Genomic DNA, 11505 nt, shown 5'->3' with positions numbered 1-11505 from the left:
AGATCTTGCGCATGTTGCGCTGGATGATGTTCTCGCTCTCATAGTCGAGCGCGCTGGTCGCCTCGTCGAAGATCAGGACGCGGGGATTGGTGACCAGCGCGCGTGCAATCGCAATGCGCTGGCGCTGGCCGCCGGACAGGCTGGCGCCGCGCTCGCCGACGACGGTGTTATAGCCATCGGGCAGCGCCAGAATGAACTCGTGCGCGCCGGCGAGCTCGGCCGCCGCGAGCACCCGCTCCATGGCCATGCCGGGATCGGCGAGCGCGATGTTCTCGCGGATGGTGCGGTTGAACAGCACGTTCTCCTGCAACACCGTGCCGATCTGGCGCCTCAGCCAGGCGACATCGGCGACGGTGAGGTCGATACCGTCGATCAGGATACGGCCGGCCTCAGGCACATAAAGACGCTGGATCAGCTTTGTCAGCGTCGACTTGCCGGAGCCGGAGGGGCCGACGATGCCGATCACCTGTCCCGGCAGCACCTTCAGCGAGATGTCCTGCAGCGCCAGCGAGGTATCAGGCCGGTAGCGGAAGTTGACGTGATCGAAGGTCACCTCGCCCTTGATCGGCGGCAAGCTCGCGCGCGAGGGATCGAACATCGGCTCGGGCGCGGCATTGAGGATGTCGCCGAGCCGGGCGATCGAGACCCGCGCCTGGTGGAAATCCTGCCAGAGCTGGGCCAGCCGCAGCACCGGCTGCGCCACCCGCCCCGCCAGCATGTTGAAGGCGATCAGCTCGCCGACCGAGAGATTGCCCTCGATGACGAGATGCGCGCCGAAATAGAGCGTCAGCGCGGTGACGAGCTTGCTGACGAACTGCACCGACTGGCTTGCCCAATTGCCGAGCGAGAGCACGTCGAAGCTGGCGCTGACATAGCCGGCGAGCTGCTCCTCCCAGCGCCGCTGCATCTGCGGCTCGATCGCCATCGCCTTCAGGGTCTGGATCGCGCTGACGCTCTCGACCAGGAAGGCCTGGTTCTCCGCGCCGCGGTCGAACTTCTTGTCCAGCCGTTCGCGGAAGATCGGGGCGACGCCGGCGGAGATCGCGACATAGAACGGGAACGAACCGACCACGATCCAGGTCAGGAACGGCGAGTAGTAGAACATCACCGCGAGGAAGACGAAGGTGAAGCCGAGATCGATCACCAGCGTCAGGGCCGAGCTGGTGAGGAAATTGCGGATGTTCTCGAGCTCGCGCACGCGCGCGACGGAATCGCCGGCACGCCGCGCCTCAAAATAGGCGATCGGCAGCGCGATCAAATGGCGGAACAGGCGCGCGCCGAGCTCCACGTCGATCCGGTTGGTGGTGTGGGAGAAGACGTAAGTTCTGAGCGCGCCGAGAACGGTCTCGAAGATCGCGACGACGATGAGGCCGAACACCAGTACGTCGAGCGTGGTGTAGCCGCGATGCGCCAGCACCTTGTCGGTCACGACCTGGAAGAACAGCGGCGTCACCAATGCAAACAATTGCAGGAAGAATGACGCGACCAGCACCTCGCCGAGCAGCCGGCGGTATTTGTGCATGGCCTGGAGGAACCAGGTGATATCGAAGCGGCGCGCCAGATCAGACAGCGAGGCGCGGCGCGTCATCAGCACGATGCGGCCGGTCCAACTCTGCTCGAACTCGGCGCGCTTGACCACCTGCGGACGATTGACCACGGGGTCGTGAATGAGAACATCGTCAGCGCCGGCTTTGCCGAGGACAGCGAAGCTGCCGTCATGCCGTTCGATGATCGCGGGCAAAGATAGCTTAGCAAGCCCGGACCAGCCTTCGCGAACCGCCCGAGCCTTGAGCTTGAGCTGCTTGGCGCATCTCAGCATTTCCTGAACGCCGACCGCGGAGCCGCCGAACTGATGCGCGATCTGGGCGGGATCGATTGCGACTTGATGAAACCGCAACAGCAGCGCAAGGCACTGCAGCCCCGTATCCTGCCTTACGGCTTCCACACCCACGTCTTCCCCTGCCACTACTTTAGATCGCGTCAGCGACCATTGCACGTTTCCTCAAGTCGGCAAAGATCGATGCGCAACCTGCGGAGATGGAACTTTCCTGAAGTCTTATCGAAACCGTTGGCTCGGTCGCACTATTCTGCCGCCGACATCGCAAGGGATTCGATTCCGTTCTGTGCCAGTTCGAGGGCCTGTGCGATCTCCGCGACGACGCTGCTCCAATCTCCCGGACACGGTTGCCGGAATTGCCGCAGCGTCGGGTACCAGGGGCTATCGTCACGATCGAGCAACCAGCGCCAGCAGCCGTTGAAGCGATTGAGGAGCCAGACCGGCCGCCCCAGCGCACCGGCAACGTGGATCACCGCGGTATCGACGCTGATCGTCAGATCGAGATTGGCGATCAGCGCTGCGGTGTCGGCAAAATCGTTCAGCTCATCCGTGAAGTCGTGCAGCGCGAGGCCCGCCGGCGCAACGATCATTTGCCCCGCTGCGCGTTTTTGCAGGGAGACGAACGATACACCCGGTATGGCCGCAAGACCCGAGAGGAGATCCGGCGGAATCGAGCGGCGGCGATCGTCGGCCATGGTCGGACTGCCCGACCAGACAAGTCCGACACGAAAGCCCCCGATCGTGCGCAGCCGCTTCCGCCATGCCTCCACCCGCGCGGGGTCGGCAGCAAGATACGGCACCTGCCCCGGAACCTCGGTCAGCGACAGCCCGAGGAAGCGCGAGAGACTCAGGAGCGGGCAATGGACGTCGAAATGCGGTAGCGGGTCACCCCGCGGGACGATCTCATCGACGCCCGGCAGGTCCTTCAACAGGGGGGCGACCGCGCGCTGCGCTTCGAGGACGACGCGTGCGCCACTGCACAACAATGGGACCAGCCGACAGAACTGGATCGTATCGCCAAACCCCTGCTCGGCATGGATCAGAAGCGTTCGGCCGCTAATGTCCTCGCCGTTCCAGACCGGCTGGGCGAAATCGTCGAGCCGGCCCGGCCGCTTCTTCAGCTTCCATCGCCACTCGTATTCCGTCCACCCCTCCAAATGATCGCCGGTCAGCAATCGCGCGATTGCGCGGTTGCTGTGGGCTTCGGGGTGATCGGGCCGCATGCGCAGGGTCTGATCGAACAGGGGCCAAGCCTCGTCGAGCCTGCGTAAATCGACGAGCAGTTTGGCGAGATCGTTGTACCAGTCTGCGCAATCCGGTTTCAGCGCGATCGCCGTACGATACGCCCGCTCCGCTTCGTCGTAACGCTCCCGGCCCTCGTGCACCTGCGCGAGGACAAAGTGTGCTTCAGCAAGGCGCGCGTCGCGTGCGAGCGCGAGACGGCAATGCTCTTCGGCTCCGTCGAGCGCGCCACGGCTGCGCAGAACGCTGCCGAGGTTGGCATGTGCGGGGGCAAACCCGGAATTGAGCTGCAAGGCTTCGCGAAACTTCGCCTCGGCGTCCTCGAGCGCGTCCCTGCGGCACAGCAGGATCCCGAGATTGTTGCAGGTAATCTCGGACAACGGCCTGAGGCGGTGGGCTTGCCGAAGATGCGGTTCCGCTGCATCGAGCCGGCCTGCTTCCAGAAGCAGCATGCCGAGCGCGCCGTGCGCGTCCACATGATTCTCGTCCAGGCCGATCGCGGCGCGATACTGGGCCTCAGCTTCCGCACGACGACCGAGGGCGCCAAGGGCGTTGGCGAAATTGTGCCGGAAATTGCCGTTCTTTGGCTCCAATTCGATCGCGCGCCCAATAAGCTCGATGGTACGGGCGGGCTCACCCCGCTGAAAATGGATGACGCCGAGCAAATGCAGGCCTCCGGCGTGATCGGGATTCTTGTTCAACACGCGCTGATAGATGATCTCCGCACGGTCGAGACGGCCGGCCTGGTGATGTCTCAGCGCCTCGTCAAAGGCACCCGGGGGTATCGCATGTGCCGCGCAGTCCGAAAGTGCCGTCTTGACGTCCTCGACCACGGCAGCCCAGTCGCCGGGCGCGGGCTGCTTGAACTGCCGCAGCGTCGCGTACCAGGGGCTGCGGGTGGGATCGAACAGCCAGCGCCAGCAACTGTTGAACCTGTTGAGCAGCCACACCGGCCGGCCAAGCGCCCCCGTCAGGTGCACGATCGAGGTGTCGACGGTGATCACGAGGTCGAGGGTCGAGATCAGGGCCGCAGTATCGGCGAAATCGGCGAGCTCAGCGGTCCAGTCATGCACCGTTAGGCCGGACGGCGGCTGCAATATCTGCGCTGAAGCCTCGCCCTTCTGCAGCGACACGAACGAGACGCCCGGCACATCCCCCAGCCGAGCGAGCGCCTGAAGAGCGATCGAGCGGCGCCTGTCGTTGGCGAGGGCCGGGTTGCCGGCCCAGGCGAGGCCCACGCGCAGGCCCGGCAACGCCTCGATCCGGCTCCGCCATTTGGCGACGCGACTGCGATCGGCGGCGAGATAAGGTGCTTCGCCCCGGATACGGTCGAACGCGATGCCGAGCCGACGCGGCAGACTCATCAGCGCACAGCGAACGTCGTAATGCGGCAGCTTGTCGCCACGCGCGACGATCTGGTCGACGCCGGGCAACTGCGCGAGGAGCCCGAGCAGCGGCCGCGGCACCTCGAGGACGATCCGCCCGCGCCCTGCGGCGAGCGGCACGAACCGACTGAATTGAAGCACATCGCCGAATCCCTGCTCGGCATAGATCAGCAGCGTGCGTCCATCGAGATCGTCGCCGACCCATGACGCACCGGTCAGATCGTCGCGTCGCTCGATCTTGCGGTGGTCATCGTAAGTCGGCCATCCTTCCTCGAACTTTCCGGCACCGAGCAGCGTCATCCCGAGATTGGACAGCGCCTCGGAATAGTTGGGACGCATCTGGATAGCGCGGCGATAGCAGTCCTCGGCCTTGTCGAGTTCGGCAAAATCGCCGAACAGCGAGCCGAGATTGTTGTAGACTTCGGCATAGTCCGGCTTCAGGCGGATCGCTTCACGGTAGTGGAATTCGGCGGCCTCGTAGGCGCCGCGCTCCTTGAGCGCGTTGCCAAGGTTGTTGTGCGCTATCGGATAGTCCGGCCGCAGCCGCAGCGCCTCGCGGCAGTAGGTCTCCGCCTCCTCCGGACGACCGAGCTCGCGCAGGAGATTGCCGAGATTGTTGCAGGTCTCCGGAAACTCGGGCCTGCAGGACAACGCTCGCCGAAAATGCGTTTCGGCCTCCTCCAGACGCCCGCTGGTCTGGCAGAGATTGCCGAGATTGTTGAGCACTTCGGGAAATGCCGGCCGGAGCCGACAAGCCTCTTGGTAGTGCAGCTCCGCATCGTCGATGCGTCCGAGCTCCTGGAGCAGGTTGGCGTGAATGCCACGCGCATCGGCATCGTCCGGTCGCAGCCGGACCACTTCGGAGAGACAGCCGGAGGCTTCCTCGAGCCGCCCCGCGGCCCGCAGCAGATGGGCGAGGCCAAGACGACCATCGACCTCGTCGGGGCCAAGGCAGATGGCGTCGCGGAAGTGCCGCTCCGCCTCGTCCAGCGCGCCGAGCGGCTGCAGCACCTTGCCGAGGTTCACCCGATAACTGGCGTTCTCAGGAGCAAGCGCGACCGCCCGTTCGAGCAGCTCACGGGCCAGAGCGAGCTGTCCGCGCAACAACGCGATGATCCCCAGCACATTCATGCAGCCATGATGGCCAGGAGCCGCCTTCAGGATCGCCCTGCATGCGGACTCGGATTCTTCCAGCCGACCTGCACGCAAGGCATCGACGGCGTCGTCGAAGCCCGTAACACCTGCGTCCATGTCGCCAGCTAGTGCCATGCCGAAGCAATCGCTGACTGGAGACCTGGATCGTTCGGCATCTGCGTCGCGCTCGAGGGCGTGAAGCCGGGGTTGGCACTCGCGTAGGAAGCCATCGCCTGGACGAGCTGCGACACGGAGCTGTCGAGATGCAGGCCGTCTCCGGCCGTGATCTCGGCCAAAGCGGAGCTCGGGTTCGACCCGAACCAGTCGCTGATCGTGAACTGGCCTTCGGTGCCGAGGATGTCGATGACGAGATCGTCGCCGCTCTGGACGAACCAGAGATCCTGGCTCGCGACGTCGGACGCGAAGTCCAGCTCGCCTTGCGCTGCCGCGCCCAATGCGGTTGCGTTATCGATAGTCACCTGACCTGTGCCGCGATCGGCAAGGTACGTCTCGTTCATCCCGCTGGCGATGATGGTGCTGTTGGTGCCGCCGATCGTTACCGTATCGCCGTCGCCCGTCAGCGTGACCTGGTCGCCGGTCCCCGTGATCGCGACGGAATGACCATCACCGCCAAGGATCAACGAGCTGCCTGTGCCCGCGAGCGTCACCGCTGCTGCACTGCTTGCGATGACCGTATCGTTGCTGCCACTGACGACGAGTGCGTTATCCGCACCGCTGATGCTGATCACGTCGTTGTCCCCGGTCACCGTTACCACGTCGCTGGTGCCCGCGATCGCGATGATATCGCCATCGCCATTGACAGCCGCCGAGCTGCCGGTCCCCGTTACGGTCACGGTCGCCGCGCTCGCAGTGGTCACCGACGCATTGCTCCCGCTGATGACCAGCGTGTCGCCGACGCCGCCAATGCTGACCGTCTCGCTATTGCCGGTGATCGTGACCTGATCGCCATCTCCAGTGATCGCGACGGTGTCGCCATCGCCACTGATCGCCGCCGAGCTACCCGCCCCGGTGACCGTCACGAATGCCGCGTTGGTCGTACTCACTGAGGAATTGCTGCCGCTAACCACCAGCGTATCGCCGGTGCCGCCGATGCCGATGGTCACGTTGTCACCGTTCACCGTCACCAGATTGCTCGTGCCCACGACGGCGACGGTGTTACCGTTGCCGTTGATGGTCGCCGAGGTGCCAGTGCCCGCCACGGTCACCGACGCCGCACTTGCCGTGCTCACTGTCGCGCCAGTGCCTGTGACTGTCACGGCATCGCTCGTTCCGGTCAGGGTCACGGCGTCGCTCGTGCCATTGATGGTCACGACGTGACCATTCCCGCCGATCGTCGCCGAGCTCGCGGTCCCCGTGACGGTGACCGCAAGCGCGCCGGTCGCGTCGATCGCAGCGTCCGTACCGCTGACGGCGACGCTGTCGCCCGAACCGGTCAGTGTCACGCTGTCGCCGGCGCCCGTAATGGCAATGACGTTTCCGTCGCCAACGATCACGGCCGAGCTGCCCGCGCCGGCGACCGTAATCGCCGCACCGCTGCTCGTCGTGACCGTGTCATTGCTGCCAGCGATGACGAGCGTGTCGTTGCTGCCCGTGACGGTCACGGTCGCACTGTTGCCGGTCACGGCCACCTGCTCGCTCGCACCCGTGATCGCGACCGCGTTGCCGTCGCCGGTCACCGTTGCGGAGCTGCCGGTCCCTGCAATCGTGATCGACGCCGCGCTGGTCGTCGTCACCGACGCGCTGCCGTTGAGGGCGAGCGTGGCGCTCGCGCCGGTGATGCTGACGCTGTCGCCGGTGCCGGTCAACGTCACCTGGTCGCTGCTTCCGGTGATCGACACCATGTTTCCGTTGCCGGTTACCGAAGCCGAGCTGCCAGCGCCGGCGACCGTGATCGCCGCCGCGTGGGTCGTCGTCACGGACTCGTTGCTCCCGCTGACGGCCAGCGTGGCGCCCGTCCCTGTGACGCTCACCGAGGCGTCGTTGCCGGCAATCGTCACCTGATCGTTGGTGCCGGCAATCGTTATCGCATTGCCGTCGCCGTTGATGGTGGCCGAGCTTGCGGTCCCGGTCACCGTGATTGTCGCCGCATGGGTTGCGCTCACGGAGGCATTGCTGCCGCTGATCGTGAGGATGTCGTTGGTTCCGCTGATCGCCACGGTAACGTTGCTGCCGGACACCGTCGCCTGATCGGCGGCACCGGTGATGGATACCGAGTTGCCGTTGCCGCTCACGGTCGCCGTGCTGCCGGCGCCACCGAGGGTGACCGACGCTGCGCTGGTCGTAGTGACGGAGGCGCTGCCGCTGATTGCCAGCGAAGCGTTGGTCCCGCTCACGGTCACGTTGTCACCGGTGCCGCTCAGCGTGACCTGGTCGCTCGCTCCGGCGATCGAGACCTTGTTGCCGTTGCCGCTGATCGTTGCCGAGCTGCCGGTCCCGTTGACCGTGATCGTCGCCGCGCTGGTGGTCGTGACGGACGCGTTGCTCCCGCTGATCACGAGGGTGTCGCTGACGCCGCCAACGGTGACTACTGCATTGTTGCCGGACAACGTCGCGCGTTCGCTGTTGCCGGTGAGCGCAACCGTGTTGCCGCTGCCATTGACCGTCGCCGAGCTGCTGGTTCCCGTCAGCGTTACCGAAGTCGCGCTGCTGGTGGTCACCGTTGCAGCCGTGCCGCTGATCACGACGCTGTCCGCAGTGCCCGTCAATGTCACGGAATCGCTGCTGCCGGAGATCGTCACGACGTGGCCATTGCCGCCGATCGTCGCCGAACTCCTCAGTCCGGTCATCGTGACCGCCAGTGCGGCGGAGGCGCCGATCGTCGCGGCGCTGCCGCTGATGGTCAGGCTGTCGCCGGCACCGCTCAACGTCACCACGTCGCTGGTGCCCGAGACGGTGACGGCATTGCCGTCTCCGGTGATCGTTGCCGAGCTGCCGGTGCCGGCGATCGTCACCGAGGCGGCGCTGCTGGTCGTGATCGTCTCTCCGGTGCCGCTGATGACCAGGCTGTTGCCGGTCCCTCCGATGTTGACGGTTTCGCCGTTGCCGGTCACCGTTGCCCGATCGCTGGTGCCCGTAATCGCAATGACGTTTCCGGCGCCGTTGACGGTCGCCGTGCTGCCGCTGCCGGCCAGCGTGATGGCCGCCGCGCTCGTGGTCGTGATGGTCTCATTGATTCCGCTGATCACGAGAGCGTCGCTGACGCCGCTGACCGTGATCGCCGTGCCATTGCCAGTCACCGTCACCTGGTCGCTGGCGCCCGTGATCGACAAGGCGTTGCCGTTGCCGGTAACCGCAGCCGAGCTCGCAGTTCCTGTGATCGTGATCGCAGCCGCGCTGGTCGTGGTCACCGAGGCATTGCCGCCGCTGATTGCAAGCGAATCGCCCGTTCCGCTGATCGTCACGATCGCGTTGTTGCCGGCAAGCGTGACCTGGTCGCTGGCCCCCGTGAGCGAGACCGAATTGCCGTCGCCGGTGATCGTGGCCGAGCTGGCCGTGCCTGTGACCGTGATCGTCGCCGCACTGGCTGTGCCCATGCTGGCATTGCTGCCGCTGACGGTGAGGACGTCCCCGACGCCGCCGACCGTCACGCTTGAATTGTTGCCCGACAACGAGACCTGTTCGCCGTTGCCGGAGACCGACACGCTGTTGCCGTTACCATTGATGCTGGCCGAGCTGCCGCTTGCGGTCACGCCAACCGATGCGCCGGCCGCGTTCAGGGTCGCCGCGGCGCCGCTGACGGTGACGCTCGCGCCGGTTCCGGTCAGCGTGACGGCATCGCTCGTCCCTGTGATCGCCACGAAGTCGCCATTGCCGCCGATCGTGGCAGAGCTTCCCGTGCCGGTCACGGTTGCCGTCACGGCATTGGTCGTATTGATGACCGCATTGCTACCGCTGACCGTGACGCTGTCGGACGTCCCGACCAGCGTCGCGGTGTCATTGGTTCCCGTGACCGCCACGGCGTTGCCGTTGCCGCTGATGGTCACCGCGCTGCCGGTGCCCGTGACAATCACCGCCGTCGCACTGGCGCTCACGGTGTCGTTCGTTCCGTTGACGATCACGGTATCGCTGGTGCCCGTCACCGTGATCGGGTCGTTGTTGCCGTTGACGGTCACGGTGGCGTTGTTCGCCGGCATCTGGATCAGCACATTGCTTGCGTTGATCGTGCTGGTGCTGCCATCGATATTGACGTCGTAGCCCGCATGAGCGCCGAGATATCCCATGTTCCAGGCGGTGCCGTCGGCAAACAACACCTGCCGCAAGCCGTTTGAACTGTTGCCGAAGCCACCGCTGACGGTGATCTGGTCGCCGGTCGACGGAATCTGGATGATAATGTCGCCGAACCCGACGCCGCCGCGCGAGATCAGCACGTCGCTGGTCAGCACGGAAGAATTGAACGACAGCGTGCCCAGGGAGTTGTTGTTGCCGGCGGAGTAATTGTTGATGGTGAGCTGGCCATAGCCCTTGTGGAAGACATAGGCATCGTCGCCGCCATTGCCCTGCAAGCTGTCGATACCGCCCTTGCCATCGAGGATGTCGTTACCCGACGTCCCCGTCATGGTGTCATTCCCGGTGGTGCCCGCGATAGCCGCCGTCACCGAGGCCACGCCGACCAGGGTGATCGTTCCCGTCCCGTTGGCGAGGGTCACCGTGTTGGTGTTATTGCCGAAGACGATGGTCTCGATGTCGTTGATGTTGACCGATCCCGTCGTCGCCGAGATCCGCAGCGTCGTCCCCAGGCTCGCCTGGACGATCCCGCTCACGCCGCCGAGGGTGATCCATGACGTGCCCGCCCCGCTGCCGCTATTGACGGTGATATCATCATAGGCACCGGTCGCGGTGACTGTCACGGCCTTGCTGGAAATGATGTTTTCGTAGCTACCGGTAAGGGTGACGACGTCATCGTTCCCGCTGACGACCACCGTATCGCTGTTGCCGGACGAGGTAACAACGTTGTTGCTCCCGCCCAAGGCGACGTATTCGTTGCTGCCGTTCAACGTCACGGTGTCCTGAGTATGGATGACCGACACCGAGTTGCCGTTGCCGTTGATGATCAGAGAGTTGGAGTAGGCGTTGACCACCACGCTGCTGCCGCCGGTATTGAGCGTCTCTCCGCTCCAGCCATTGGTGAGCGTGAAGTTTGCTGCGTTGGTCGTCGTGACGGTGGCATACGTCCCGGTCCCGCTCAATGTCACCACGTCGCCGGTGCCGCTCAGCGACACGATCTCGGCCGCGCCGGAGAGCGCCAGCGTCGCATTGTTTCCGCTGACCGTCACGGTGTCGTAACTGTTGTTCACCGTCACCGTGCTGTTGTCGCCGGTGATCGTCACACGGTCGCTCGTCCCGCTGACCGTCACCACCTCGTTGTTGCCCGTAATCGTCACCGAGTTCTGATTGCCGGCGACCGTTATCGTGTCGCTATTGCCCAGAACCGTCGCCGTGCCGTTGGCGATCGTGGAGATTCCGACGGTCGAGCTGGACGCGCTCACCGTGTTCTGATTGCCGTTGACGCTCACGCTGGCGCCGCTGCCCGTCAGCGTCGCACTGTCGCTCGTGCCGGTCAACGACACGATCAGGCCGTTGCCGCCGAGCGTCACCGTGTCGCCGGTCCCGCTCAGCGTCACGTTGCTGGCAGCCGACGTGTTCACCGTGATGTAGTTCCCGCTCAGCGTCAGTCGATCGCCGGTGCCGATCAGCGTCACCGTCTCGCTCGTACCGGCAAGCGTCACGCCATAGCCGTTGCCGATCACCGTCGCCGAGTTGCCGGTCCCCGACAAAACGACCGCCGCGGCCAATGCCGATACAGCCCCGGAGACGGTGCTTCCCGTCCCGTTGAGGTTGATCAAGGCAGAGTACGCGCTGGCGCCAAGGCTTACGGTTTCGTTGCTG

Annotated in this window: 3 protein-coding genes and 1 pseudogene; all 4 read right to left on the bottom strand. The window is 65.0% G+C overall.

Translation table 11 applies throughout. The annotated features are described in order from the left end of the window. Positions 1 to 1945: type I secretion system permease/ATPase (locus TSA1_RS38285; RefSeq protein WP_100181573.1), on the bottom strand; the 1945-nt coding region annotated here is incomplete at its 3' end. A gap of 137 nt (positions 1946 to 2082) precedes the next feature. Next, complete coding sequence (locus TSA1_RS38280; protein ID WP_245448512.1) at positions 2083 to 4764, bottom strand: tetratricopeptide repeat protein; 2682 nt, start codon at positions 4762 to 4764, stop codon at positions 2083 to 2085. A 72-nt stretch (positions 4765 to 4836) separates the two neighbouring features. Continuing rightward, positions 4837 to 5715: pseudogene (locus TSA1_RS41235) on the bottom strand (tetratricopeptide repeat protein); the annotation flags it as partial. 8 nt (positions 5716 to 5723) lie between these two features. Further along, positions 5724 to 11393 carry a beta strand repeat-containing protein gene (locus TSA1_RS38275; RefSeq protein ID WP_100180842.1) on the bottom strand — a complete coding sequence of 1890 codons (5670 nt, stop codon included), beginning with the start codon at positions 11391 to 11393 and terminating at the stop codon, positions 5724 to 5726. Positions 11394 to 11505 lie beyond the last annotated feature (112 nt).

It is taken from the genome of Bradyrhizobium nitroreducens (assembly GCF_002776695.1).
Lineage (GTDB): Bacteria > Pseudomonadota > Alphaproteobacteria > Rhizobiales > Xanthobacteraceae > Bradyrhizobium > Bradyrhizobium nitroreducens.
This window is presented reverse-complemented; position numbering and strand designations above follow the sequence as displayed.